This is a genomic window from Siminovitchia sp. FSL W7-1587 (genome assembly GCF_037963795.1).
GTDB lineage: Bacteria > Bacillota > Bacilli > Bacillales > Bacillaceae_C > Siminovitchia > Siminovitchia thermophila.
In genome coordinates this window covers 3,219,081-3,244,815 of record NZ_CP150169.1, presented here as the reverse complement: position 1 = coordinate 3,244,815, position 25,735 = coordinate 3,219,081, and the positions used below count along the sequence as shown (strand labels likewise).

25 protein-coding genes and 1 tRNA gene are annotated in these 25,735 nt (G+C 40.0%); 5 read left to right on the top strand and 21 right to left on the bottom strand.

Going from position 1 to position 25,735, the window contains the following annotated elements:
• Nucleotides 1-52: 52 nt before the first annotated feature.
• The gene (locus NST31_RS15160) at nucleotides 53-295 is read right to left on the bottom strand and encodes a glutaredoxin family protein (protein WP_205178773.1); all 243 of its coding nucleotides are present in this window, start codon (nucleotides 293-295) and stop codon (nucleotides 53-55) included.
• Nucleotides 296-310: 15 nt separating this feature from the next.
• Complete coding sequence (rpoN, locus tag NST31_RS15155) at nucleotides 311-1,651, bottom strand: RNA polymerase factor sigma-54 (RefSeq protein ID WP_205178771.1); 1,341 nt, start codon at nucleotides 1,649-1,651, stop codon at nucleotides 311-313.
• Between the two features lie 179 nt (nucleotides 1,652-1,830).
• Here rpoN and NST31_RS15150 point away from each other — a divergent pair, with 179 nt between their 5' ends.
• On the top strand, nucleotides 1,831-2,151 hold the full coding sequence (locus NST31_RS15150) for a CotD family spore coat protein (protein ID WP_083717621.1): 321 nt from the start codon (nucleotides 1,831-1,833) through the stop codon (nucleotides 2,149-2,151).
• A 916-nt stretch (nucleotides 2,152-3,067) separates the two neighbouring features.
• Here the strand turns inward: NST31_RS15150 and NST31_RS15145 are convergent.
• Complete coding sequence (locus tag NST31_RS15145) at nucleotides 3,068-4,075, bottom strand: YHYH domain-containing protein (RefSeq protein ID WP_236016966.1); 1,008 nt, start codon at nucleotides 4,073-4,075, stop codon at nucleotides 3,068-3,070.
• Nucleotides 4,076-4,260: 185 nt separating this feature from the next.
• Here NST31_RS15145 and NST31_RS15140 point away from each other — a divergent pair, with 185 nt between their 5' ends.
• Nucleotides 4,261-4,710 carry a YrvL family regulatory protein gene (locus NST31_RS15140; protein ID WP_205178763.1) on the top strand — a complete coding sequence of 150 codons (450 nt, stop codon included), beginning with the start codon at nucleotides 4,261-4,263 and terminating at the stop codon, nucleotides 4,708-4,710.
• A gap of 532 nt (nucleotides 4,711-5,242) precedes the next feature.
• Here NST31_RS15140 and NST31_RS15135 read toward each other — a convergent pair.
• The 9 genes from NST31_RS15135 to NST31_RS15095 all read right to left on the bottom strand — a co-directional run bounded on the left by NST31_RS15135 (nucleotide 5,243) and on the right by NST31_RS15095 (nucleotide 12,706).
• Nucleotides 5,243-5,743: a hypothetical protein gene (locus NST31_RS15135; protein WP_339161702.1), complete on the bottom strand. Its 501-nt coding sequence runs from the start codon at nucleotides 5,741-5,743 to the stop codon at nucleotides 5,243-5,245.
• 305 nt (nucleotides 5,744-6,048) lie between these two features.
• On the bottom strand, nucleotides 6,049-6,657 hold the full coding sequence (locus NST31_RS15130; RefSeq protein WP_205178761.1) for a DUF5957 family protein: 609 nt from the start codon (nucleotides 6,655-6,657) through the stop codon (nucleotides 6,049-6,051).
• Nucleotides 6,658-6,903: 246 nt separating this feature from the next.
• Nucleotides 6,904-7,593 carry a response regulator transcription factor gene (locus tag NST31_RS15125; protein ID WP_077112921.1) on the bottom strand — a complete coding sequence of 230 codons (690 nt, stop codon included), beginning with the start codon at nucleotides 7,591-7,593 and terminating at the stop codon, nucleotides 6,904-6,906.
• The gene (locus tag NST31_RS15120; RefSeq protein ID WP_205178759.1) at nucleotides 7,571-8,692 is read right to left on the bottom strand and encodes a HAMP domain-containing sensor histidine kinase; all 1,122 of its coding nucleotides are present in this window, start codon (nucleotides 8,690-8,692) and stop codon (nucleotides 7,571-7,573) included. The genes NST31_RS15125 and NST31_RS15120 overlap by 23 nt, the downstream gene beginning before the upstream one ends.
• A 340-nt stretch (nucleotides 8,693-9,032) precedes the next feature.
• A complete protein-coding gene (locus NST31_RS15115) occupies nucleotides 9,033-9,191 on the bottom strand; it encodes a hypothetical protein (RefSeq protein WP_339161699.1) in 159 nt (52 codons plus the stop codon).
• A 774-nt stretch (nucleotides 9,192-9,965) separates the two neighbouring features.
• Nucleotides 9,966-10,694: a 7-carboxy-7-deazaguanine synthase QueE gene (gene queE, locus NST31_RS15110; RefSeq protein ID WP_339161696.1), complete on the bottom strand. Its 729-nt coding sequence runs from the start codon at nucleotides 10,692-10,694 to the stop codon at nucleotides 9,966-9,968.
• The gene (gene queD / locus NST31_RS15105) at nucleotides 10,687-11,175 is read right to left on the bottom strand and encodes a 6-carboxytetrahydropterin synthase QueD (RefSeq protein WP_205178789.1); all 489 of its coding nucleotides are present in this window, start codon (nucleotides 11,173-11,175) and stop codon (nucleotides 10,687-10,689) included. The genes queE and queD overlap by 8 nt, the downstream gene beginning before the upstream one ends.
• On the bottom strand, nucleotides 11,175-11,843 hold the full coding sequence (gene queC / locus NST31_RS15100) for a 7-cyano-7-deazaguanine synthase QueC (protein WP_339161693.1): 669 nt from the start codon (nucleotides 11,841-11,843) through the stop codon (nucleotides 11,175-11,177). The genes queD and queC overlap by 1 nt, the downstream gene beginning before the upstream one ends.
• A 233-nt stretch (nucleotides 11,844-12,076) precedes the next feature.
• Complete coding sequence (locus NST31_RS15095) at nucleotides 12,077-12,706, bottom strand: pyridoxamine 5'-phosphate oxidase family protein (protein ID WP_339161690.1); 630 nt, start codon at nucleotides 12,704-12,706, stop codon at nucleotides 12,077-12,079.
• Nucleotides 12,707-13,343: 637 nt separating this feature from the next.
• Between NST31_RS15095 and NST31_RS15090 the strand changes: the two genes are divergently transcribed.
• Both NST31_RS15090 and NST31_RS15085 read left to right on the top strand, forming a co-directional pair.
• A complete protein-coding gene (locus NST31_RS15090; protein WP_077112867.1) occupies nucleotides 13,344-13,697 on the top strand; it encodes a DUF4064 domain-containing protein in 354 nt (117 codons plus the stop codon).
• A gap of 26 nt (nucleotides 13,698-13,723) precedes the next feature.
• Nucleotides 13,724-14,275, top strand: coding sequence for a hypothetical protein (locus NST31_RS15085; protein ID WP_077112868.1), 552 nt, complete (start codon nucleotides 13,724-13,726; stop codon nucleotides 14,273-14,275).
• Nucleotides 14,276-14,782: 507 nt separating this feature from the next.
• Here NST31_RS15085 and NST31_RS15080 read toward each other — a convergent pair.
• From NST31_RS15080 to NST31_RS15070, 3 genes are all read right to left on the bottom strand, one after another.
• Nucleotides 14,783-16,462 carry a hypothetical protein gene (locus tag NST31_RS15080; protein WP_339161686.1) on the bottom strand — a complete coding sequence of 560 codons (1,680 nt, stop codon included), beginning with the start codon at nucleotides 16,460-16,462 and terminating at the stop codon, nucleotides 14,783-14,785.
• Between the two features lie 339 nt (nucleotides 16,463-16,801).
• Nucleotides 16,802-17,158 (bottom strand): VOC family protein, encoded by a 357-nt coding sequence (locus tag NST31_RS15075; protein WP_077112870.1) that lies wholly within the window; start codon nucleotides 17,156-17,158, stop codon nucleotides 16,802-16,804.
• A gap of 715 nt (nucleotides 17,159-17,873) precedes the next feature.
• Nucleotides 17,874-17,945, bottom strand: a tRNA-Arg gene (locus tag NST31_RS15070).
• A 237-nt stretch (nucleotides 17,946-18,182) separates the two neighbouring features.
• On the opposite strand from NST31_RS15070, the gene clpP reads away from it, so the two are divergent.
• Complete coding sequence (clpP, locus tag NST31_RS15065) at nucleotides 18,183-18,791, top strand: ATP-dependent Clp endopeptidase proteolytic subunit ClpP (RefSeq protein ID WP_077112872.1); 609 nt, start codon at nucleotides 18,183-18,185, stop codon at nucleotides 18,789-18,791.
• Between the two features lie 55 nt (nucleotides 18,792-18,846).
• Here the strand turns inward: clpP and NST31_RS15060 are convergent, their stop codons facing one another.
• The 6 genes from NST31_RS15060 to NST31_RS15035 form a co-directional block, all read right to left on the bottom strand.
• The gene (locus NST31_RS15060; protein ID WP_077112873.1) at nucleotides 18,847-19,104 is read right to left on the bottom strand and encodes an HPr family phosphocarrier protein; all 258 of its coding nucleotides are present in this window, start codon (nucleotides 19,102-19,104) and stop codon (nucleotides 18,847-18,849) included.
• 19 nt (nucleotides 19,105-19,123) lie between these two features.
• A complete protein-coding gene (gene whiA, locus NST31_RS15055) occupies nucleotides 19,124-20,083 on the bottom strand; it encodes a DNA-binding protein WhiA (RefSeq protein ID WP_339161682.1) in 960 nt (319 codons plus the stop codon).
• A gap of 26 nt (nucleotides 20,084-20,109) precedes the next feature.
• The gene (locus NST31_RS15050) at nucleotides 20,110-21,093 is read right to left on the bottom strand and encodes a YvcK family protein (RefSeq protein ID WP_205178729.1); all 984 of its coding nucleotides are present in this window, start codon (nucleotides 21,091-21,093) and stop codon (nucleotides 20,110-20,112) included.
• Nucleotides 21,090-21,983 carry an RNase adapter RapZ gene (gene rapZ / locus NST31_RS15045; RefSeq protein ID WP_077112876.1) on the bottom strand — a complete coding sequence of 298 codons (894 nt, stop codon included), beginning with the start codon at nucleotides 21,981-21,983 and terminating at the stop codon, nucleotides 21,090-21,092. The genes NST31_RS15050 and rapZ overlap by 4 nt, the downstream gene beginning before the upstream one ends.
• 380 nt (nucleotides 21,984-22,363) lie before the next feature.
• Nucleotides 22,364-23,311, bottom strand: coding sequence for a thioredoxin-disulfide reductase (gene trxB, locus NST31_RS15040; RefSeq protein WP_339161679.1), 948 nt, complete (start codon nucleotides 23,309-23,311; stop codon nucleotides 22,364-22,366).
• Nucleotides 23,312-23,966: 655 nt separating this feature from the next.
• Nucleotides 23,967-25,493 (bottom strand): tetratricopeptide repeat protein, encoded by a 1,527-nt coding sequence (locus NST31_RS15035; RefSeq protein WP_339161678.1) that lies wholly within the window; start codon nucleotides 25,491-25,493, stop codon nucleotides 23,967-23,969.
• Nucleotides 25,494-25,735 lie beyond the last annotated feature (242 nt).

The window sequence follows — 25,735 nt, the reverse complement described above, 5'->3', positions numbered from 1 at the left end:
AAAAAGAAACCTGTTACCTTCATACTGATTGTAACAGGTACGCAGCAACGTTTCAACTTTCAAATTTACGTAATTGATCTTCTATCGTGACAGGATCGATCATCCCATATTGAACAATTTTTCCACGAATTTCTACTACCGGGATCATTAAGCCGAATTTTTCTGTTAAATCATCACTTTCGTCAATGTCTTTTTCAATTAACTCATACGAATATTTTCGTTGAAGCATTTGTAAAACCAGCAGTCCCTCATCGCAGAGGGGGCATTTTTTTCTTGTATAATAATAAACTTCCATGTTGTATTCCATTCCTTACTCATACCGTTTTCTTTTCGTGGATGAAGGGATGCGGAGCTGTTCCCGATATTTGGCTACCGTTCTTCTGGAGAGCTTCAACCCTTTTTCCTTCAGCCTATCCGCGATTAATTGGTCGGAAAGAGGCTTCTTTTTGTCTTCTTTGGCTATCATTGCCTCGATCAGCGCTTTCGCCTGAGCGGCAGAAGCCTGTTCGGTATCCGAATTGGCTCCGGTTTGGAGAGCTTGCGAGAAGAATCTCTTTAGTTCATGCATACCGCTTGGCGTTTGGATGTATTTGCCTCTAACGGCCCGGCTAACAGTTGATTCATGCATATCAATTTTTTCAGCCACATCCTTTAACGTGAGCGGTTTTAGATAACTCGGGCCTTTTAAAAAGAAATCCTGCTGTTCTTCCAAAATGGCCATGCCCACCTTCATCAAAGTTTGCTTCCGCTGTTCGATACTGCGCACAATCCAGCGGTAATCCTGGCGTTTATCATTTAAAAATTGCTTCACCTTTTCATCCGCAATTTGCGACATCGTATTATAATAGTCTGATTGGTAGCGAATGTCGGGAAGGTTCCTTTCAAACAGACGTAACTCAAGTGTTCCGTCATTGATTTCAAGAATAAGGTCCGGTATGACATATTGTGTCCTCTCATGATCAAACTGGATGCCGGGCCGCGGATCGAGTGTCGTGATAAAATCAGCCGCTTTTTGGATTTCTTGCAAGCTGACAGACAGTTGCTCAGAAAGGAGCTTCCATTTCTTCTCCGCAAACTCTGTGAAAAAGCCCGAGAGCAAATCGATCACAAGCGCCGGTGTGCTTTGCTTTCTTTTTGTTTGGAGCAGCAAACATTCCTGCAATGAACGGGCGGCGATTCCAGCCGGTTCAAGGCTTTGAATGATTTCAAGCACTTCTTCCGCTTCGTTTATAGTTGCTTGTTCGGCAGCAGCCGCTTCCTCCAGGGTAATCGTTAAATAACCGTTAGGATCCAGATTATATATAAACTGCTCTGCCAATTTGCGTTGCTTTTCCGATAACGCTTTCATCAAGAGCTGAGAAAACAAGTGATCCGCCAAATTTTCAGTCGGCTCCGCCATTTGTTCGAGCCACTTCTTTTGATCGTGTTCCTGGTTCGTTATTTTCCGCTTCTTCACCATGTCGTAGCGGGGATCGACGGACTGGACGATCGGTGATTCCAACTGGATGAGCGGATTTTCCATTTCTTTCATTTCAAGAAACGCCGTTAACTCATGGGCAGTGTATTGTAAAATGGTGATTGCTTGCTGCAATTCCTGTGTCATTGTCAAATTAAGCGTCTGTTTCTGTAGTAAAGCCGGTTCCATTTTCATTTGCCCTTCCTCCCCCCACAACTATTTTACTATATTTTGATTTTCGCGTATATAGAATCATTTTCTCGTCGCCTCACCCATCAGGCCTATTTTTCAGCGAACTAGGCCGTTGTACAACCGTTGGACGGTTGTCTTTCATAAGAATGAGTATACGATATTTTAAAAAGGAGGCTTTTTTCATGAGAATGTACCATAAGCCTTGCAGCTGCAAAAAACCGTGTAAGTGCGGCTATCCACCGGTCAAACCGGCTATGCAATTGCCCGCCAAAACGATGCCTGCCCAAATCAGCCCCACTAAGCAAAACACTGAATATGTCGGGCAAGATGTCTATATCCCGGTTATGCACCCGAGCCATACAACCCAAATCAACCATACGACTTATAAATACATGCATTCCTATCCACATACAAAATCTGCCGTCAACTCCATTTCGGAAGAACATTATTGTGTCTGCCCTCCAAAACACCATTGCGGCTGGAAGCATAAAAAATATTGGTAAATATGCAACATAAAGTCCAAATATGGGCTTTTTTCTCATAAAATGTCGAGCCTAATGGCACATGTAATCAATAAAAACTTGTTGTACAATGATGATAAGCAAGGTGAATGGCCTTGTAAATACCCCCTTTTTAGTATAGATGGAGACTTTGCCTCCCAGGAGGTTATCTCCTTTTTTTCTTTCCGTCCGGATATTCCGGGCTTTTTTTTCTAACAAAAAGGAAAAATGGGTCGACTGTACAAAAAAACACCAACAAATGTTGATGATTCAAGGCTTTAACCATTATGGCCATAAAAGATTTTATCGCTTCATATAATCACTTTGCTTGCACCTTGAAGAAATGTAGCTACATGAATGAGATCAGTTAAACCTACTCATATATTGATATTACTCAAGGTTGCGAAAAATGTCGAGAGAAATATTGTCAAGCGCAACAATCCTTACAAAAACGCTCTGCATGATGAGGGATTAAACGCACAATCACATGAATAGCGACTATACAGAGAAAAAATGCATTGGTAAATGTACACGGTTAGCGGACAGGCAAGGTCGAGACTATCCGAAAAGGAAGTATAAAGTCACGACGATTTAATCAAGTACGAAATCCCGGCCAACGCCGGGCCATTTATATGATTTAGTTACCGAGAGCCCGCTTGAGGATTAAGTTATCGCCAATATGTTCTTCATAGGCTACTTGGATATAATGGTAAAAGGTTCGCGCATACAGTGAGAGGGACGTTAAAGTGTATAAAAAACGGGAATCAAAGCGCCCCAGGCGGTTGACTCCCCAAACTTCACTATAATCTGTTTCATGTTATAAAGCACCGGATTCGTGCTAATAAATATAAGTGCTCATTTATTGGCTTTTAATATAGCCAAATGGCAGATCCCTATGGAAAGCGGGAAAGAAAATAATTTAAGAGGCCTTGCCTTTTTTATAGGCTTCTTTATATAATTCACTATACTTTTTATACTCTTTGGGGACTCGACTAGTTGAAAAAAGTTTCTTTCCTTTTTTGAATCCCGCCTTTCTAACTTCTGCTGCTTTTTTATTAGACTTAAACCCTTGCTTAAACCACTTGGAATAATCTTTATTGTTTTTATACTCTTTGGGAACTTTGACACTATAGTTAGTCTTTGCAAACTTTTTTCCCTCTTTAGTGATTGTCTTTTTTATGCCGGACCTGTAACCTTTGTTATAAGCTTTAACATATTCCTCGCGGTCGGTATTGCCAGGATTCATTTCTTCTTTTTTCTTACCGTGGTTTTTCCCCAATTTGTACTGCTCTTTTTTTATTTTTTCTATTCTTTCATCGTTGCCCGACTTAAAACCTTCTTTGAAAACGTCTACTCTATGATCCGGAACTTGATCTACATTAAGTTCTTCTTGATGTAATCCTTGATCATATCCCTTTTGATAATAATCTTTTTCATCTTGCTTATCGTTCCAGGTATCGTTATAACTTTTTTTAAACCCTTCCACGTAATGTGTTGACTTGTCGTTAAGATATTTATCAGGATCATTTACATTTTCCTCGAAATCTTTTGCAGCTTGGGCGGCTCCTTCTTTTACCCCCAATTGCCTCTCTTGTTCAGCCTTCTGTTTTTCTTCTTCCGCTTTTTTTCTTTCTTCTTCCGCTTTTTGTCTAGCTAATTCCTCTTGTTTGCGTTGTTCCTCCGTTTGCTTATTCACATTTGGAGTTTGAGTGGGTGCGCTGTTATTGGATGAACCTCCTCCCCCTCCGGAACTGCCACCATTATGATAATGATATTCTCCTTGCTTTAACCCCCACTTTTCGCAATTCGTTCTACAGGTATGCCCTCCATTTGCATCAGTTCTGCCAGGATGAGCATGAGAATAGCTTGGAATAATGAGCATAAAAATGAGAATGCAACATATCCCTGAAAAAATCTTTCTAAACAAGAGTATCTCCCCCTTCCACATACTGTATTTCGACAAAAGGATATATTTTCCTGCAACTAATTGCCCAAAATAACGTCCTCTCATAAAAGTTTTTTCGTGTTTTTTGATGTATCGTGTTTCATTTTTGTAAATATCCTTTTTGGATGCTACCCCTTATTGTTATAATAGACGCGAGGTGTTTCTTAATGAGCAATCATACATCATCCAAAGATGAAAGCTTTGGATCAAAGGTTTTTATTATTACGATCCTTACTTTATTGGTAGTAGGGGCAATTGCTTTTGTAATAGCAATTTATTATTTTGGGATTCTAGGTTTATTCAGCATATTAGGCGTCAAATACGATACTCTTTGGTCACTGTTTTTGTTTACCCTATTTTATTTTCTTTTAGGAATTATTGGCGATGGTGTCGTAAAAGTTTTGCTCTCTTTAATGAAGATTTCCGGAAAATGGTCAAAACTCCATATGAAAATGGGCCTATTCATGTTTTCATTTTTAGTAAACTGGGCTATCATTTCCTTTTTGGATGCATTCATGAATTCTATTGATTTGCAGTTCATTACGAAAATGATATTATCTTTAATTTTTGCAATAATAGATTTCGCAATGGAAACAGACGAAAAAAAGTCAGTGTAAAGTTGAATATTTTCATTGGGCATCATGACCACCTTTAACACTTTTTAAAGGCCCTCGTCGTTTCAATATCGGCCATGACCCATTCAATTTTCTGGAAGTTTATACAAATCATCGTAGGGTATTCAGCAATAAACTGGCCGTTCACATTCAAAGAATGTAAAGGATATCGAATCATTCCTTAAACAATTTTCGGCCTTATAGGATCCAATAACTAGTAAAGTTCGCAATTGTGAGAGCTTGGGAGCTGAGAAATATAAGCGGAAAGGCGAAGTAAATCCCTTTACAATCAGTATAATGAAACTTTATTTTAGTTATAGTTTTGTTTAATGAATTACCCACCTCAGTTGCTTGCAAGGTGAGGGCCTGAAAGTACAAAATCAGCCGAAGGAAAACACTTTGTTTTCTTCCGACTGATAGATTTTTGGGGCTTTTTAGAAGATCCCTGTTTGGCTTACAGTTTATCGAACACGCTCCAAGGGAGTCTGGCTCTCGCCAGGAAGCATGTTTCACAATATCGCTGATTCGTCGAGTATCATTTACCTTCACGCAATCTATACTGAAAAAACATCAGAAAACCCTTAAATACTAGGACTGCGCCAATCGTATTACATGCTATCCTTAACCAATTGATGACCAAAAATTCGCGGGCGGTTTGTTTAAGAAAAGCAACTGAATGTACTTTATTTCCTTCGATAAACATAATCTCGTTTCGGGGCCATTCGAACACCATTGATATCAACCCTAATAAAATCATCACCATAATGCTTCCTAATATCCAGTAACGCGCTGCTTTTGCTTCCCAACTCAGGATTAAAGCTCCCAGGCCAGTCAACCAGCTTGCCAATCCAAGAGGAGGAAAGAAAGTGTGTGGACTGGCCACTTTCATAAAGTCCATTGAAATTTCAAATGAATTTGGAACATCGTGAAATATATTAGGATACACCATAAAAACTTCCAGAGCAAAAGCCCCCAACATAATCAACGTTACCCACAGGTAGGATAACATAAAGACATAAGCTATCTTTTGCTTCATTTTATTTCCTCTTTTCTAGTAGGGTAATGAAAATGCCATATACTTAATCTTTTATCCTCAGTAAAAAGATGGCATATGCTTTTTTCTGAGCTCAATTCCACATCCAGAGTGAGTTCTATTACGTCCATTTTCATCAGATTGGCAAAAGTCTTTATAACCTGCCCATCCTGTAAAGGCAGCCTTCCGTTCATGCCCAACATCTGGAAACCTCATGATTGGCATTTTCTACAACGGTAACTATCTTATATATCCAATCCATAATACCTGTTATCAGATGGCTTCATCTCTAGACTCGCATTTTCATATTATTCTCTTCGGTACTTTAAAACCGGAACCATAATAGATGAAATAACAGCAAGATAGATTGGCAAAAATTGAACCCCTATTGCTTTTTCAAATAGAATAACTCCAATCCCCCCTACTATATTTGATAATAGAAGCCCGGCAACAAAACCGCCGACAGCACCGATCAAAACCAACGAAATGAGTCCTCTCTTCTTATTCTCCACTTTTTTATCGGTTTTCTGCCCGCCTCTTTTGTACACTTTCACTAAACCAACACCTGTTACACACATTAAAAGTAAGCCCACAACCGGGTGAAGGGCGCCTAACCAGCCAACTTTCCAGCCCGAATTTGCAGTTAGGTACATCAAGAAAATGAGAAGAAAAATAGCCAACAACTCTTTGTAAATAAGGCCAAAAAATCTTCCCATCATTGAACAAATGATCATCAGTATAGGGAGCGTATAGCCAAACAAATGGACAAAATTTCTATGGGCGGCCCATGTTGCCGGATCTTTAAAAATAGACAAACCTGCCAGCAAAAATTGAATCAATAAACAAACTAAAAAAATAAAGCCCAATCCTATATACGTATTTTGAAGTAACGGCCTTCGTGACATTGTTTCATTCATATGATTCCCTCCGGTTTACGTTATTTACAACGTCATTTTATCCAGCCATTCTAACAACACTCTTATGAATTTCTTACATAAATATTAAATGTGGTTTTTTACAAAAAAAGCCGGGACAGAACCCTATAAAAATGAAAAGACCGCATGGAATCAAGTTTAGAAAACCTTGATTTCACGCGGTTTAGGTTTTATTCTCACGATTTTTAAGAATATCCATTAGCTTTCAACTTTTGTCCCGGTTCCTGCTTATCGTTTCAATCGGTACCCAACACCCCAAACGGTTTCAATATATTCTGGTTGGGAGGGGTTTTCCTCCATTTTTTCTCTAAGTCTTCTGATGTGTACCGTAACAGTCGTAATGTCGCCATAAAAATCAAATCCCCACACCTGTTCCAACAAATGTTCTTTGCTGAAGACCTGATTTGGTGAAGAAGCTAAAAAGACAAGCAAGTCGAACTCTTTGGCTGTCAATATTTTTTCCTGATCATGTACATATACTTTCCGAGTAGCAGGCTGTATGAGCAAATCTCTTATTTTTATTTCGTCCAGTGCTTTTTGGTCGCGGGATACAAGGCGGTCATATCTTGCTATATGAGCCTTTACCCTAGCTATTAATTTATTCGGATTGAAAGGTTTCTCAATATAGTCATCCGCACCACGCCCTAGTCCCCTAATCATGTCTATGTCTTCATTTTTAGCAGTCACCATGATGATTGGGATATCGGATATATCTCTCATTTGTTTGCAAATTTCGTAACCATCACTGTCGGGAAGCATAACATCTAAAAGAACTAACCGATACGATTTTTCTTTAAATAATTTGAGTCCTTCCCGCCCGTTTGTGGCAATATCAACTTCATATCCGTTCAATTCAAGATAGTCCCGCTCCAGCTCGGCAATACTCAGTTCATCTTCAATCACCAATATCCTGCTCAACATGATCCGCCTCCACTCGCTTTTTCAAAGTGAAATATATACGTAATCCTTGTCCAATATCACCTCTTGCCCAAACTGCCCCGCCGTGGCCATCAATGATTTTTTTAACGATCGCCAAGCCCAGTCCACTGCCTCCCGTAGTTGAATTGCGGGACACATCGGTGCGATAGAAACGGTCAAACAGATAGGGCAACTCATCTCTTGAAACACCCATCCCATTATCTTGAATTTCAATCAGCACCTCTTTGTTGTTTGATGTCAACTTGAATTTCAAATGTTTATTTTCCTTATCCATAAAACTAATGCTGTTTTGGACAATATTGGCAACGACACGATTCAGTTTTTCTCGATCGGCCATAACCAAATAAGAATGGCTGCGATCATATTCCAACGTTATGTGAATGTTTCGCTTGGCCAAATGGGGGCGTAAATCTTCCAAATAATCTTCGAAATACGCTAACAAATCCAATTCACGCATTTCATAAGGAACATGGGGTAAATCCAGTTTGGAGTACAGGAGCAGCTCGGAAATTAATGATTCCATTTCATCAGCTTTTTTTTCAACGATCTTTATATAGCGATCCATCTTTTCAGGTGTATTGGCTACTCCATCAGAAATGCCCCGAATGTATCCCTTGATGCTTGTCAAAGGGGTTTTCAAGTCATGCGAGATACTCGCTATTAACTCCTTCTGGTTTTCTTCATATTGTTTTTGTATATCATGTGCTTCCTTTAACTTACGCCTCATAATTTCAAAAGCATGGGCAAGTTCACTTAATTCATCGTTTGAACCTGTTACCTCCACTTTCGCATCAAGGTTTCCACTGCTGATTTCACGGGTCGCCTTCTTTAAATTTCGGAGTGGATTAATAATACTTTTTGACACTAAAAATGTCAAAAGCCCATTCGTTAAGATAAGTACAAAGATTAAAATGAAAAGCCTAATCGACAGAAAAAAATCCAGTGATGCTTTATTGATCTCACCTTTCAAAGGATAAAACAAAATATATCCAATAATCATTTCCAAAACAATAAATAAAATAACAGGAATGATCACCATGCCTATATTTGATAAAAGTAAACGTTTTTTGATGGACATCTATTCACCCCAATAATGAACTGCTATATAAAAGTGACTCAAACGGAGTGTACGAAACGAATCTTTTACACTCATTATTATCATTACCGATCTGATAACTTTTACAGAGATCAAACATACGCTCTTCAATGATGGGCGCTTTTGCGGGATTTAACCTTGAGGTATTTCAACTACTCTCCTTTCGCCTTCCCTGCTTTGAGCGTTGTCGGCTCATCAGCGAAAGTAATGGAAGAATGATTGATGAAAGCTCTCGCAAGTGCCAACCGTTGATATTGTTTTGGGAAATGATGCTTGGCCGCCTCTCCCATCCAGACTCATATCGACATGCCGGACTCCCAGTTTAAAGACTTGGAATCCACGGCCGATGGTGAGTCTGCCTATCGGCGCCATTAAATAGCTTTTTCCAGAACGCAAGGACCTTAACTGCCAATGAAAAAACTTTCAGAACCTTTGCTTGCGCATCTCCATTATGTTCCAATTTTAAAATGTCATTTCTCATTATTCAATCCTCTCCCTGGCCTCTAACGGATCCATCTTCATGACGTTCCAGAGCAAGTTTCAGTCAGCAGCAATAAACAGCAGTATGCCCACGGCAGCTCTATCGGAAAACGCTAGCCCGCTTCTTTTCCGTATCAGCAACAGATAGTAATTCCTCCGTTGCTCGGGTGCCATTTCGAATACATCAAAATCGTAAACAAAGATTCTAACCAAACAATTACGAAGTGATTACATTTTTCTTAAATCCTTAAAAAAAGCGTTTCACTCTCAATCGGGTTCTAAACGACTCCTCCTTCATCACTTATTTTTGAAAGAATAAAAAAGGCCGGGACATAAGCAAATATGAAATAGCAAAGGGGCCCGGACAAAACCCTGTAAAAATGAAATAAACCACATGGAATCAAGTTTAAAACCTTGATTTCACGTGGTTTTATTCTCACGATTTTACGAATATGAATCAGCTTTCAACTTATGTCCCAGCCGTTGAACGAACATTCTGTAGGAGATGGAAAAATCGCCTACAGAATGAAGTTTTACTTTATCCCGTATGTAAGGTGCCGTTAGACTCCCACTTCAAAAACTTGAGTGAATACAAAAGGTCTAAGTGTGAGAAAACGGCACCTAAATGCCCGATTGGTTCAACTACCATTCAGTAGTAGCCCTACTGAATGAAGTTTCACTTTATTGTTCGTTTTTTCATCAGCTGATTTAGTTATGTCCCAGCATCAAAAATTTTTGCGGTAATACCATATCAACTGCCATCTTACAATCGCTCTTAAACGCCACGCCTGTTTCCCCAAATCAACGTATGAAGCTGGGGTAGGACTTTCACATTCCTCCATTCGTTATCTGCTACTACTTTATGAACAAGCCATTCGTATTTCTGCAATAACCGTTCAACGAGCTGTTGATTGTCACGTGTTTGATGATCGGCGTTTCCTACCTGCAGATAAAATGGAATTTCCGGGTATCGATAGTGCATTTGTTTTGCATAGTCGAAATCCCGGTCATCAAAAACAACGACCTTTAAACTACTGCTATGCGTTGGGCCAGCTTTTTTTAGTTTGTCAAAAATCATATCAAGCGCGGAAAAGTTCGTTACCATCCCAGAGCTTGGCGGCTTTGGAGAAATCGTTAATTCATCAATTTCCAAAAACCAATCCTGCCACTTGCTTCCTTGTGTTTCCAAGCCGATTTGTACATTGTTCTTTTTTAATAGGTTGATGAAATAACTGAGGTTTTTTAATAATGCGGGATTGCCGCCAGATATCGTCACGAAAGTAAAACCATCACCGCCAAGTAACTTGAGCTCTTGCCAAATTTCTTCCGCGTCCATGAGCTTGATCGTATCTTTTCCTGAACCGTCCCACGTAAAAGCAGAATCACACCATGAACAAGAGTAGTCACAACCAGCTGTTCGGACAAACATCGTCTTTTGGCCGATAACCATCCCTTCTCCTTGAATCGTTGGTCCAAAAATTTCTATTACAGGTACTTTACTCAACTTCCATCCACTCCCGTCTAGCTTCCGCGTAACTAGTAGGGGTTTCATACAAACGAACAAATTCCACCTTTACATCATTATATGTTCCTGCCCTCTTTTTCAAAGAATCTCTCATTTTTTCATATATCCAAACAACCATGTTTTCAGCAGTTGTATTCATCTTTGGCAAGGTTTCATTTAAATAGCGGTGATCAAGTTGAATTTCAATTTCCTCTTTCCAAATCTCTTTGATTTCCCCAAAATCAATCACAAGACCTATTTCGTCGACAAACCCGCTAATACCAAATATGACTTTATAAGTGTGCCCGTGCAGATTTTTGCATTTCCCGTCATAACAGTGAAGATGATGGGCCGCATCAAAGGTAAACTCCTTACTGACAAGCACGCGTTTATGATGGTATGTAAGTTCATCTTTTTGAATATCCCGGCCCAGCTTTTGTAAATCTTCTACAATTCGAAACCCGAAAAAGTCTTTGCCCATCATGCCTCCCCTCCTTTTCGTGCTATAAGGTATTTTTCTAGCCCCTTGTTTCTCAACTGACATGCAGGACAGTCGCCACAGCCATCACCGATGATTCCTTCGTAGCATGTCAATGTTTTATCTCGGATGTAATCTAACACATGTAATTCATCGGCTAGTTTCCAAGTTTCTTCTTTGTCTAGCCACATGAGTGGAGTATGAATGACAAACTGCTTGTCCATTGACAAATTAATAGACACATTTAGAGATTTTATAAAAGCGTCCCTACAATCGGGGTATCCGCTAAAGTCCGTTTCACTCACACCCGTTATAATGTGCTTCGCATTCACTTGGCTTGCCAAAACAGCGGCAAATGAAAAGAAGAGCAAGTTCCTCCCTGGAACAAACGTCGAAGGCAACTCTCCATCTTCTTCGTTTGTTATTTCAATTTGATCCCTTGTCAAAGCATTCGGAGCTAATTGATTTAGCAGCTGCATATCCAACAAATGATGTTTGACATGTAACTCTTGTGCTATCGCTTTGGCACACTCAATCTCTTTTCTATGCCGTTGCTGATAATCAAATGTTACAGCTTCTACTTCCTTAAACGTTTTTAATGCCCAAAATAAACACGTCGTACTATCTTGTCCACCACTAAAAACCACAATCGCTTTTTCATTCTTTAGCATTGATAAACTCCTTTACAAAAAGAAAAAACAATACCCCCAAGATAGAAGTATTGCTTCTGCTTAGTTTTTTTAACGAGGGGGGCTAGAACCTCTACCACATATTATCAAGTTGTCAACTCATTATAGCATAAACGAAAAATACTTTGGAGACTGCCCATCCGGTCGGATATCAGTCTCCCCTTCGCCAAGGTGCATATTCTTTTTAGTAGCTATTTCAATTCAACAACGGAAACTTAATAAAGCCTTTTCGTATAACTTTCTTCTAAAATATTAACAACATCTTGATTTGACATTTTCGAGTGAGCAGATAAAATGGTTGAAGCAGAAGGCAATGTTTCTTTATCTTCCCAGAAATCCGGTTGCCATAAATGAGAGCGTTTAAATGCTTTGGCACAATGGATAAAACATTCTTCCACTTCTACACCAATACCTAATAGTGGTTTTCGTTCTTTCACTTTCATTTTTTCAAGAAGTTCTTCATCTTTCACCAAGGATGCCTTTCCATTAACTCTCAGCGTTTCTTCCATACCTGGGATGATAAAAAGAAGGCCCACTCTGGGATTGGATAAAATATTACGCATAGAATCAATTCTTCTATTTCCCGGTCTTTCTGGTATAATCAAATGCTTTTCATCTAAGACAAGAACAAACCCTGGCATGTCTCCCCTTGGAGAAGCATCGCAATAACCAGCTTCATCTGCTGTGGAAATAACTAAAAATGGTGATTTAGAAATAAAGTTTGAACAATGATCATCTACATATGTAATAACCTTATTTTTTACTATTGTACTAGGGAACCCTACAATGGTACGAAGTTCTTCTTCAGATTCAATCGTTTGGCTAAACCGTTGAGTAACCCCCATTCCGAATCACTCCTCCTTTATTACCTTTATTATATACACAAAAGCAGTTCTACCTGCACCTTTCACTTATTTTTATCCACCAATTAAGCCCGCCTTTACAGCGGCTGGGAAACATATTATGTAAGCATATGAAAAAATTGCCGCAAACACTTGCATGTTAGTAAGATACCATGTAAGGTTATATAATGGGTGTGTAATGTTTAATTCCAACAAGACATATGAAGAGAAAGTAGATCATTAGTGTGGCTGAGATAATGGATAAACATAGATTCAAGCTATCAGACATCACCGAATAAAAAATGTTTGATTTTAAAAAATATGAATCTCGACAAATATATTTTCGCGGATAATAAGTGGTCCATTCTAAAAAATTTGAATGTTATCTTACATAAAAAATTTTAGACAAAAACTAGATATATTGTCTCATTACATTTTTACGACATACTTATGTTCTCTTTGTTTTTATTCGAGTTGTTCTGCTCTATACATAAATACAGATGATCTTGACTTTCTCAGGAAAACGAGCAGAGCGAATGTATCGACACCTTCATGAAAATGAAGATGTAACCATTATACATGCTGTAAACAAGACCTTTTTCTTGTTTATATAAAAATAACATACAGGGGGGGTGCACAGTTGAAAAGGACTACTGAATTTGTGCTAGGTTTAATCGGCAGCATTTTTGGTTTTTTTGGAGCAATAATGGCTTTGTTTATTGGCGGAGTAGACGCTACAATTAATAGCTCGGGAGAAAGCTCTATCATCAGCTCGGGTTGGGTTGCAATTGCTCTATCCATTTTGGGCATCATCGGCTCTGTCATGGTAAAAGGGAAACCAAAAGTCGGCGGGATACTTATGTTAGTATCTGCAATAGGCGGATTAATCTCTATTTTTTTACTTTACTTGTTGCCTTTTGTGCTGTTATTGATTGCAGGTTTAATGGGTATTTTTAGAAAAACAAAACCAAAAACAGAAATGATAAGTGCATAATATTCATACAAATTAGGGGGATTCATATGTTTAAAAAGTCATGGTTGTTTTTAGTATTTTTAATTTTAGGCTTGATGCTAGGAGCTTGTGGATCATCTGATGTAGGTACAGGCGGAGAAGGAAACACAGCTGAAAAGAAAGAAGAAGCAGGTAAAAAAGAAGAAAACAAAGAGGAAAGCAAAGATGATGGAGCCAAAAAGTTTGACGCTTCCGATCAGTCTACAGAAGTTTTGGGCATGAAGGTTGCGCTTGGTGAAATCAAAATTGCCGAGGATAAAGTTTCTGTAGGTATGAACATAGAAAATACTACAGGCGCTGCTCTAAATTTTTACCCTGACCAGGGCCAAGCTATAATTGGCGACATGCAATTAGATGCAAATTTGTTTATGACTTCCGGTAAAGTCGGCGGTGAAGTTCAGGGTGGCGTGAAACAAGATGGAGTAATAGAATTTTTAGCTCCTGAAGGAAAGAAAATCGATGTTGAATCTATAACTAGCATTAAATTGGTTTTTGGAGATATCACTACTGCCGATTTTATGCAAACTGAGCCTGTAAGCTTTGAAGTTCCTGTAAAGTAATGAAAGAAGCCCGAAAGGGCTTTTTTTTATGCAAATATAAGTGAGAAACTTGAAATGTGTGCAAAAGAAGTAAAAAAAGCAACAATCTGTTGTTTATATAGGAAGAAAACGTAGTATTTAATTTTTTAAAGACCGTTTGTATTCGGAAGTAAATCAGTCAAAACGCTATTAGAATAAAAGGAGTGAGCAAAAGCGGCCGAGAAACGACTATTTCCGGCAGTATTCCTGGGACAGGGGACTTCCTATCAGAAACGATTCTCTAACAAAGAGCAGGTTTTTCAAATGAAGTGTGTAACTTCATTATTCGAGCTATTTTATCTGTCAGCTCGCCATCCGTTTACAGTTCTTTTATGGGCAAAAACAATACTCTTAACATGTTGGCTCCACGGCGTTGTTCGTGTACCTGATGTTACGAATGGCGCGCTTTCTCTTTAGAAGGTTTATCAAAGAAAAACAACTGTCCCAGGAAGTCATATGGAATTCGCTATTGGGACAGTTGCTTACATTCTAAGCCTGTATAAATGGTCTGTTCTTGAAGTGAGCTACATTTTCGTTCATTTGTTGTTGAAATAAAAAATAATGAACCCATTTAAGCGGGAATTTGAAAGCTAGCTCAAGTTTTTTATTATAAACGAATACATTCTTACGGTCGTACTCTATTTTCTCGATTTCTTGCAATTCAATACTTTGCTGCTTGGAACCGTGTTGAACAACAAGCTGGTCACCTATGATCAGCACCTTTTTCTTCTTATTTCTTCTTGCCTCATTGAGAGACCAACCAATTGCTAAAGCGACAATGGTAAAAATAAATTTAAGCGGGGACTCAAATACTGTATAGGCTGTTTTTATGGTAATCGGGAGTAACAGACCTAAAGTGAGCCAAACACCACTACCAAGTTTCGGTGAACTCTCATAAAATACATGGTTCTCATGAGCATCAAAATACTGGCCTCTTCTTTCAAGAAATTTTTGCTTATGTTCTTCTATGCTTACAGAGTCAAATTCAACATAATCTGAATATGTCTCATCCCATATTGTTCCTTGCGCGTCTTCAGCTTCAAGTGAATAGCCTCCGGCCCAACCAGCATATTCAGTATTCTGGACCTTAAAACGAATCAAATAGTAACGGACAAGACGTCCATGGATATTTTCCGTATCAAGGTGGTCTACAATCTCAATATCCTCGGGATAGTTCACTGTCCCATCTTCATTAGGGCTGTCTGCTATTGTATGAAAGAACCTTGTTCTCGCTAATAATAGCTGAACTTCTTCGTGAACGGGATAAAGATGCTCCCAATTATGTTCCAAAAAATTCCAATAGAGCATTTCAGCACTTTCAATATGTGTCGCACACTCCAGTAATATCTGATCGTCATAAGGCAAGCTTTTTGATATACAGACGAGCAAAGCATCAGTCTTGATAATAGGATCGCGAAAAGATAAAGCATCTTTTAACTCTTTTGCAATCTCTGCTGAAAAATAGTAATTCATTAAACGAATCAACAAACACATTTTATTTCTAATCAGAAAATAACTATCCGTCCAAGACACATAGACAAATCTCGTTGAATAATCAGGATCGAACTGTAAATATTCTTGTTTTACAGCCTGATAGTCTTCTAGTAAAAGAGGAAGAATGAACTCTTTTTTATATCCTTGATCGAGTCCTGAATCATTGATGATCGATAATAAAGGATAGAACATGAATTTATAATAATCGGTATGAATCTTGTCCAAAGTCGCATTTAGAATATTTTTCACTAAAACGGGGTATGAACCAAGTGCTCTAATCGGAAGAGGAAATTCTTCCGTTTGAATTAAATGGATGATTTTAGCTTGAAGAAAATAAAAAGCCTTATCATCCTCCGTCGTTAATAAAAATTCAATTGTCCTCTCCTTTGCATATATATCGAGATTATCGAAATGCTTCATAAGAGCTTCCATAATCTGCGGCATTGGAAAATCACAGACAAAATCAATCAGATAATAAGAAGGATTATCCCAATGATCCACACGTTCAGGAAATTTGGAGGCAGCCACTTTAACACAATCTACAAGCACTTCAACCTGTACCTGAAGATCATCCTGCTGCTTAAATTGAAAAAGCTCACCAAGCGCATCATATCTCGTTTGCGGATGCTTGCTTTTGAGCTTTCTTAAAATTTTTCTTAACTTCAGTTCTACCAATTTGCCCACCCTGTTCTATAATACTTCTTTTTGTCATATACAGAGATCCCATAGAGTTTCCGCCATATTAAGGGAAACATTCACCTAATCATGCGATTGATCTCTTAAGAAGAAAATACCATAGTCTGGATGATTGCGGTAGAGTAAAACACATTTTTTTCCATCATTACTGGGATTTCGCGAAGATCACTTATACTTTTAAGTGACTAAACTCAGCATACTTGCTATTGTCATTAAAGGAAGTACAGGCATTTACTTTTAAAAAGTAAAACGCAATAGTGGATGATAAACACTCCTCAAATAAGGCAAAGAACCAGTCTTAAAAAAGCAAGATTCATTTTATTCCTGCAGGTGGGTAAGAATATTGACGAGCTTTCCGAATGGATCCCTTACATAAAAGCGTCGAACTCCCCAAGGCTCCTCAACTGGCCCATACTCAATTGGAATCTCTGCTTTTTTCACCCGAGCCAGGGCACTATCAAGATTATCAACTTCAATTGACAAATCGGGCACTGGTGTCCCAGAGCCGCCCTCTGAAAGAAAGTTAATTTGAGTGTCCATTTTCTCATGGGAGCCATAAGTTGCAATGAATCCCATATCCATCAACTGGTCAAGTCCGAGCACTTCTCCATAGAAGTACATTGCTTTAGAAATGTTCGGTGTCTCCACATTGGCAACAATTCTTTTAACCTTCATTCTACATCCTCCTGCGTTTTTCATATCTTATTTTATCCAACAGAACATCATTGTTTTTTTATCTTATCGATTCGGCAGGATAATAGCAAATAATGGAATTTACAGGTTATTGGAGCTAAAACTGTTACATTTGGCCGTTAAAAAATAAAACCTGCGTCCCGCTTGCTGTCAGTAACTGACGCCAGGGCAGGCGAGATTTGCGCTCTGCGGCTCTCTGACTTTGATGAGGATAAATGTACACTAAACTTGGATAAAACACTTATGAGAGAAGATGGCACGACAAAACAGGAGAAAGAGAGATTGGTTTGGATGACTTTACATTTCCAAATAGGATGAATGGCTAACAAATGATTCTCAGATTAAAAGAAAAGACCAAAGTGTTTTTCATGAATCCCTAGGCGAATTGATTAAAATGCCAAACTATGGCGGGGCACTAAAAACATTGTGTAAAAGTAATGGTCTAATACACACAACACCACATATGTTTAGTCATACTAATGAAATGACGATGTGGGAAGCTGGTATTTCTGTTTTAAATTACATTGGAGACAAAAGTATATTATTAGAAACCTATGGGCATATGTCGAAGCTTCAGCCCAATAAAACAATAGAAGAATTGTTCACGTAAGTTAGAGGAAATAAATTAGCCAGTCGGACTATTGTCGGTCTTTCAATTAAAAAAGCACCAACAAACGTTGATGCTTCAAAGTTTTAGCGCCCTCGGCAGGAATCGAACCCACATTTCAAGAACCGGAATCTTGCGTGTTATCCGTTACACTACGAGGGCTTGTTTTTTTTCCGTACGATATATTATTATAGTCCAATTAAATAAAGGTTGCAACCTTTATTTTAGTTTAAAATGCGGTAATATGGATAATATGGTTTGTATGGAAATATATTTTTGGGAAAGAAAGCGAATTGTTTGACCTTCCTTGACCATCCATGTATGATATCATTACATATAATGTAATACACAAATTACCAAAGGCTTGTTGAAAGCCTTGAAAAATGAGGAGGATAAATTATGACCTTAATTCCAACAGTCATTGAACAGACAAACCGTGGGGAACGTGCTTATGACATTTATTCGCGATTGCTCAAAGACCGGATCATTATGCTCGGCAGCCCCATTAACGACACGGTGGCGAATTCCATCGTAGCTCAATTATTATTCCTTGAAGCGGAAAACCCTGAAAAAGATATATCCATTTACATCAACAGCCCTGGCGGAAGCATTACAGCCGGAATGGCCATTTACGATACGATGCAATTTATCAAATCAGATGTACAAACGATCTGTATCGGCATGGCTGCATCGATGGGTGCATTTCTGCTTGCAGCCGGCACGAAAGGAAAGCGGTACGCGTTGCCAAACAGTGAAGTTATGATCCATCAGCCGCTTGGCGGAGCGCAGGGACAAGCGACTGAAATTGAAATCGCTGCAAGGCGCATCCTTTCCATGCGTGAAAAATTAAATAATATTTTGGCTGAACGTACCGGCCAACCGCTCGAAGTCATTCAGCGTGACACTGACCGCGACAATTTCATGTCCGCAGAAAAAGCAAAAGAGTACGGTCTCATTGACCATATTATCCAGCGTAATGAAGGTTTGAAGACGGATAAAAATGAATGATATGAAAAAGGCCATCCCGGGTTCTTTACGGAATCCAAGGGGTGGCCTTTTTGTTTTACTGTTCATTTTCCACAAATTCGGCAAGCTTCTTCAATGCCTCTTCTTCGTCAGGTCCTTCAGCAATCAACTTGATGGCTGCTCCGGAACCCGCAGCTAAGCTCATTAAGCCCATGATGCTTTTCGCATTTACTTTTTTTCCGTCTTTTTCAATAAAAATATCGGATGAAAAGCGATTTGCCTCCTGAACAAATTGAGCCGCAGGTCTTGCCTGCAATCCTGATTTTAATTTTACTGTTACATCTTTTTCTGCCAAAATAATTTCCTCCCATTCTTTATTTTTTATTTAATAAAAGAGAGCGATCGCCGTGACGCAGCTTATCGGCAATTTCATCGATTTTTCTAAGGCGATGATTAATGCCGGATTTGCTGATTTGTCCGCCTGACACCATTTCTCCCAGTTCTTTTAGTGTTACATCTTGATGGGCCATTCTTAGCTCTGCAATTTCCCGCAATTTATCGGGAAGTAAATCAAGGCCAACGGTTTCTTGAATATAGCGGATATTTTCAACTTGCCGGAGTGCCGCCCCAATCGTTTTGTTCAAATTGGCTGTTTCGCAATTTACAAGGCGGTTGACCGAGTTTCTCATATCCCTGACAATCCTGACGTCTTCAAAACGGAGCAATGCGCTGTGGGCCCCGACAATATTCAAAAACTCGGTTATTTTTTCAGCTTCCTTTAAGTATGTGATAAAACCGTTTTTTCGCTCCAACGTCTTGCTGTTCAATTGAAATGAGTTCATTAATTCACATAAGGAATCATTATGTTCCTTATAAATCGAAAATATTTCCAAGTGATACGAAGAAGTCTCAGGATTATTCACTGAGCCCCCGGCCAAAAAAGCTCCCCGAAGATAGGATCGCCTGCAGCATTTCTTTCTAATCAAAGCTGGGGATATTTCACGGATGAACGTGAAATTGTCCCCCAAAATTTTTAAATCCTTTAATAGAGGTTCTGCTTTATCCCGAAGCCGGACAATGTACACATTGTTTTTTTTCAGCCTCATTTTTTTTCGGACGAGCAGTTCAACCACCGCATCGTAATTTTTTTTGATGAGAATATAAATTCTTCTTGCAATGGCCGCGTTTTCAGTTTGGATATTGACGATCAGTTCCCGGTTGGAAAAAGAAAGTGAACCGTTCATTCTGATCAGTGCTGACAGCTCGGCTTTTGTACAACAGTCTTTTATAGATAAGTTTGTCAACTCTTTTTTCGTTACCGAGGCAAATGACATGAGATATTCCTCCCTTTACCAACCTCCTACGAGTTGGCAATGCGGCTCACGTTGGTTCCCAATAATGAATAGAGGATGTTAGCTACTTTTTCAGTATCATGCCGAATCAGCCCTTGCTCAATGCTGGCAATTTCGTCGCAAATTACTTCCATCCCGAACGAACGGAGCTGGTCAAAATCATAATATACAGGAACAGCCATTTCTTCTTCATATCGGTGCTGCAAGGCTGAAGGAATACCATTGTCATTCACGATGATCGTGTCAATAAACGAGCACTTCATGTGATCGTTGAGCGCTTTGACATGATCCGCCGCCGTGAAACCATGGGTCTCTCCAGGCTGGGTCATCAAGTTGCAAATATACACTTTTTTCGCTTTTGCAGCGCATACTTGCTCGCCGAGCCCTGGAACAAGCAGATTTGGCAGAATACTCGTGTATAAACTTCCTGGCCCGATCACGATTAAATCGGCTTCCTGTATCGCTGCAATTGTATCCGGCAGCGGTTGAATCACTTCCGGCGTCAGATAGACGCGTTTAATTACTTTTCCCGAATATGGAATTTTTGATTCCCCGGAAACGAACGTACCGTCCATCATTTCCGCGTGAAGAATCACACTCTGGTTTGCGGCGGGAAGAACCTTTCCCCGTACGTTTAAAACACGGCTCATTTCCTTCACAGCATAGACGAAATCACCGGTAATGGACGTCAATGCAGCGATAATCAAATTTCCAAGAGAATGCCCGGAAAGCTCGTTGGACGTGTTAAAGCGATGTTGGAACATCTCTACAATGAGCGGTTCAACATCCGACAAAGCCGCTAGAACGTTTCTGATGTCACCAGGCGGCGGTATTTCCAGCTCATTGCGCAAGCGCCCTGAACTGCCGCCATCATCGGCAACGGTAACAATCGCTGTTAAGTCAACAGGATATTTCTTTAGTCCTCTAAGCAACACCGACAATCCGGTTCCTCCGCCAATGACGACAACTTTAGGCAATGGTTTGTTATTCATGTAGCCAATCCCCTCTTTTTCTCGATGTCACGGTGAGTGATCCGGATTTGATAATCATTTTCAAAATATTGGCCAATATATTCGGCGAGTGCCACGGAACGATGCTGTCCTCCGGTACAACCAATTGCCACGACAAGCTGGCTTTTTCCCTCCCGTTTGTAATGGGGAAGCATAAAGCTAAGCAAATCAGTCACTTTGGCCAAAAACTTTTGCGTGTCGCTCCACTTTAACACATAATTGGAAACTTCTTCTTCCAATCCGGTTTTGGGTCTCATATGGTCAATATAATGCGGGTTTGGCAAAAACCTGACATCAAATACGAGATCGGCATCAATCGGAATGCCGTGTTTAAACCCAAACGACATAACGTTTACCGTAAAAATCGCTTGCCTATCCGCGGAAAATTCCGTGAGAATTTTTTCACGAAGCTCTTTCGGCTTCATGACCGACGTATTGTAAATATGCTGTGCCCGGCCTTTCAATTCTTCCAGCAGTTTACGCTCCTGCATGATGCCTTCCAACGGCAGACCTGACGGAGCAAGCGGATGTGAGCGGCGTGTTTCTTTATATCTCCTCACAAGCACACCATCATCAGCATCAAGAAACAAGATTTGCGGGGTAATCCAATTAGAATCCGATAACTCATCAATCACTCGAAGGAGCGTGTCAAAAAACTCCCTGCCCCTCAAGTCCATCACCAATGCCACCTTATTCATTTTATTGCCGGATTCCTTCATCAGTTCTAGAAATTTCGGCATTAATGCAGGCGGCAAATTGTCCACACAGAAAAACCCAAGATCCTCAAAACTGTGTATCGCTACTGTTTTTCCCGCTCCGGACATTCCAGTGATGATGACCAATTGGATGTCCTCAGAAGTCCCATTTAACAATGACCTCACCCCTTGCCACTAATCAACTAATAAGAACCTTTCTATATGTATATGCAAGGCCGTATGAGAGTTCTTCCGTAAACACGAAAGCGCCTTGCCGATTATCCACATAACAGTGCGTAATCGCACCTTGACTCTGTTTCAACGCTCGCCGCACATTATTCTGAAACGAGATAAAACACTGTTCACTATATTATACTATTTTCACGCCGAGAAAAACAGTGACGAATCAGCGTCATAATAAAAGCATCTAAAAAAAGCACAGGATCACCTGTGCTCAAAAAGGGATATTGTATAAAAAGGGGGTCAATATCTCATATACAAATATACACAAATAACATTTCACCACTGTTACAAACAGATTAAATGGCGATTACGGCTTACTGGGCAAGCTGTTGATCCTTCAAGTGTTCAATATATATTTGCGCGCTTTGGGCAGCGTTGCTCCCATCTCCGGTCGCGGTGACAATTTGCCTTAGCAGTTTGTCACGAACATCTCCTGCAGCAAATACGCCTGGTATGCTTGTCGCCATGTTTTCGTTCGTTTCGATATAACCAGAATCATTCGTAATTCCGAGATTCTCCACAGATTTGGTGAGCGGGTCCATCCCGATATAGACGAACACGCCGTCCGTTGAAAACTCTCTTTCTTCACCTGTCTCCGTTGAAACAAGTGTGACCGATCCTACTTTCCCGTCTTTTTCGTTGATCTGTTTTACGGTATGGCTCCAAATAAAGTCGACCTTTTCGTTAGCGAATGCCCGCTGTTGAAGAATTTTTTGGGCACGGAGCTCATCCCGGCGGTGAATAATTGTTACTTTGGAGGCAAATCGGGTTAAATAGACCCCTTCCTCTACAGCCGAATCTCCTCCACCGATCACAACAAGCTCTTTATCTTTAAAGAAAGCTCCGTCACAAACCGCGCAGTAGGAAACGCCGCGCCCCGTCAATTCAGTTTCCCCCGGAACACCGAGCTTTCTGTATTCGGCTCCCGTAGCCACGATAACAGACAATGCTTTGTATTCTTTCGAACCTGCTTTTACAATTTTATATGATCCTTCGTCAACGATTTCTTGAACATCACCGTATGCATATTCTGCCCCGAATTTTTTGGCATGCTCAAACATCTTGGCAGAGAGGTCCGGACCTAAAATGTGGTCAAAACCAGGATAGTTTTCAACGTCTGCCGTATCGGCCATTTGCCCTCCCGGAACGCCCCGCTCGAGCATAAGAGTCGACAAATTCGCTCTTGATGTATACACTGCGGCCGTCATTCCTGCTGGCCCGGCACCCGCCACGATTACATCGTACACTTTATCTTCTGACATGTTTCTACACTCCTTCTGCAGGTAAAGACCCACTGAAAATGTGGACCTTATCTTGTAAAGTTCACTTTATAGCTATCGTAATAAAGTATTTACCGAACGTCCAAACATATGCTCAAATAAAGTCAGTGAATCGAGCCCGCAGGGTGGAGTCCTTCCAGACGTCGCCATACGGCCTTACGTTCTTAGTCTGATGCTATCAGCAAACAAAATGGAAGATTGAGGTGAAAAATGATTGGTGCTGACGATGGATCTAAATGCGCGAACGCTGATTTCTACGAAATGTCGAAAAAAGTAAATCATCCGGATTGAGTACAATGTTTTATTGAAAAACGAGATTTTGCTATACTCGATCCTCCTGATTGGATGTAGAACAGAGGTTAGAATCCCAATGGTGTTGCCAGCTCTGGGAGCGACGTTCTCGATGCTCGCGCTTATTCGCCGTGTGATGACGATGCTGGCGAAGCTTTCCTTGTCCTGTCACTTCGCCCTTTTACTTATATATCCAGTACATCGTCATATCTTTGGGATCGACACCTTGAAAAAGAACGGTACTTTTTATGCGTAAGTGTATAGCCGCCAAATTCCTTCCAGGTTTTACCAGTGATTCGTCTCCTCTTTCGTCATCTTCTACTTTTTCATGTTAAAATGCTGCCAGTTAGAGCGGAATAAAGTAATCTGCAATTTTATTCGTATATTTGCGCAAAGTGGCCGGAGATATTCCATATTGCTTAGCAATTTCACGCTGTGTTTTTTTCTTATTTCTTTCTGTTGCAGAAAGATACTCGGTAGCGGCTGCCAAAGCGGAAGGGTTTGACAATTTTTCCCCCGTTTCGAGCATCTTTTCAAAAGCCGCAAACCAGTCGACAAGCAGTACAGATAATTCCGATTGGTCACTAGCGTGTTGCTCATACAACTCGAGTGCTGTTTCATGGCCTGTTTTCACATTCACATTTATATTCATCTCATGGTCTTTTTCCAGCTGAAGTATCGTTGCTAAATATACCTTTTCCGGAAAGGTAAACTCTTCCAATGATTTGAAAGAAGGACTGGATATAATCGTGCGCTTTCGCCCGGATATTTCCATGAAAAAGATGGCACATAGCCGTTCTGGTATTTCGTGGCTGCGCAACAATTTTAAAATAAGTTCCTCATACTGGTTATCTTCCCCATTTTTTGATCGCTTAACATCCTCATTCCACGGCTCGGAACCCGCTTTTTGGGGCTCCAGAACGAGAAGCTGGTTCCACGCCGCTTCCGCAGTCTTTTGATTGCCCGTAAAAAAGGCGGCTTTAGAGAGCCAGTAATAATATCCCGGACTGCCGGCGTAACCGGTTTTTTGCAGTTGTTTTAACAAACAATATGCTCTTTCATACCTTTTTGTCAGGGCAAAAGTCGTCCCCAGTTTGTATCGGTGTTCTGGATTAAGCGGTTGAATTTTTTCCAATAGCTTTAAAAGAGACTGCAAGCGTTCTGTTTTTTGTTCATAATAATAAAAAACGGCCAGATTGCATAGCGCATGCAGATTTCCTTTATTGTGGTCCAGAACTTTTTCCAGAGTGCGGAATGCCTCATCTGTATTCCCTCCATAAAAATAAGCAAGGGCCATATTATTATAAGCCGGCCAAAATTCTGGATGGGATTTGATCAGTTTTTTTAACAGTTTGACGGCTTCCATATAGTGGCCATCTTCAAGCATCGCTCTGGACTTTTCCTGCAAATAAAGAAGTGTTTCTTGTTCCATTGAGGATTCTGCATCGCCTTCATGCTGATGGATCCATTCCAGCAAATCTTCCGCATCCTCCGCAAATTCGCCAATTTCATCTCTTTCCAAGTATAGTTTCGCATGCCGGTATGCTTCCGAGTACACACCTAAATGGGCATAATTATTCGCCAAAAAGTAATGACATTCCGTCATCCTCTCATCCATTTCATTCAAAATGGCTAAAAGCAATTCATTAGACTGGGCGTATTCTCCCGTTTCTGTATAAACGAGGGACAGCTGGCAGGCAATCATCGGCTCCATTGGCTCCAGCTCCAGAGCACGCTTCAAATATTTTTTCGCCTTTTGAAAGTCGAAGCGGTCGTACGCTTCCAGACCTTTATGAAAATAGTATTCTCCCGTTGGTATAAACGAGTAGACTTTCGCACGCCCTTCATGTTTCTTTGGGTGTTTGGACATCATATTTCCTCCGTTTTTATCGTCCTTTGTCGCTTTTTGTAGTATATCATACTAACAATCTTGTTTGTATCTCAAAAATCATCTACCGAAGATACCGCTTACATAATGTATGAAGGATGTTCGGAATTCAGAATTCACATGTCGGCAGGTTCCTTATTTTTTTAACGCCAAAAACTTGGTGAAGGCGACCTTCCCCAAGAACAGCGACAATTTAATCATATACTTTCTATATACTACTTGGAACA

What these genes read in the sequence shown, in the direction of transcription:
- NST31_RS15160 (WP_205178773.1), bottom strand. Translation starts at nt 295, where the DNA reads ATGGAAGTTTATTATTATACAAGAAAAAAATGCCCCCTCTGCGATGAG.
- rpoN (WP_205178771.1), bottom strand. Translation starts at nt 1,651, where the DNA reads ATGAAAATGGAACCGGCTTTACTACAGAAACAGACGCTTAATTTGACA.
- NST31_RS15150 (WP_083717621.1), top strand. Translation starts at nt 1,831, where the DNA reads ATGAGAATGTACCATAAGCCTTGCAGCTGCAAAAAACCGTGTAAGTGC.
- NST31_RS15140 (WP_205178763.1), top strand. Translation starts at nt 4,261, where the DNA reads ATGAGCAATCATACATCATCCAAAGATGAAAGCTTTGGATCAAAGGTT.
- NST31_RS15135 (WP_339161702.1), bottom strand. Translation starts at nt 5,743, where the DNA reads ATGAAGCAAAAGATAGCTTATGTCTTTATGTTATCCTACCTGTGGGTA.
- NST31_RS15130 (WP_205178761.1), bottom strand. Translation starts at nt 6,657, where the DNA reads ATGAATGAAACAATGTCACGAAGGCCGTTACTTCAAAATACGTATATA.
- NST31_RS15120 (WP_205178759.1), bottom strand. Translation starts at nt 8,692, where the DNA reads ATGTCCATCAAAAAACGTTTACTTTTATCAAATATAGGCATGGTGATC.
- NST31_RS15115 (WP_339161699.1), bottom strand. Translation starts at nt 9,191, where the DNA reads ATGAGAAATGACATTTTAAAATTGGAACATAATGGAGATGCGCAAGCA.
- queD (WP_205178789.1), bottom strand. Translation starts at nt 11,175, where the DNA reads ATGGGCAAAGACTTTTTCGGGTTTCGAATTGTAGAAGATTTACAAAAG.
- queC (WP_339161693.1), bottom strand. Translation starts at nt 11,843, where the DNA reads ATGCTAAAGAATGAAAAAGCGATTGTGGTTTTTAGTGGTGGACAAGAT.
- NST31_RS15095 (WP_339161690.1), bottom strand. Translation starts at nt 12,706, where the DNA reads ATGGGGGTTACTCAACGGTTTAGCCAAACGATTGAATCTGAAGAAGAA.
- NST31_RS15085 (WP_077112868.1), top strand. Translation starts at nt 13,724, where the DNA reads ATGTTTAAAAAGTCATGGTTGTTTTTAGTATTTTTAATTTTAGGCTTG.
- NST31_RS15075 (WP_077112870.1), bottom strand. Translation starts at nt 17,158, where the DNA reads ATGAAGGTTAAAAGAATTGTTGCCAATGTGGAGACACCGAACATTTCT.
- clpP (WP_077112872.1), top strand. Translation starts at nt 18,183, where the DNA reads ATGACCTTAATTCCAACAGTCATTGAACAGACAAACCGTGGGGAACGT.
- whiA (WP_339161682.1), bottom strand. Translation starts at nt 20,083, where the DNA reads ATGTCATTTGCCTCGGTAACGAAAAAAGAGTTGACAAACTTATCTATA.
- NST31_RS15050 (WP_205178729.1), bottom strand. Translation starts at nt 21,093, where the DNA reads ATGAATAACAAACCATTGCCTAAAGTTGTCGTCATTGGCGGAGGAACC.
- trxB (WP_339161679.1), bottom strand. Translation starts at nt 23,311, where the DNA reads ATGTCAGAAGATAAAGTGTACGATGTAATCGTGGCGGGTGCCGGGCCA.
- NST31_RS15035 (WP_339161678.1), bottom strand. Translation starts at nt 25,493, where the DNA reads ATGATGTCCAAACACCCAAAGAAACATGAAGGGCGTGCGAAAGTCTAC.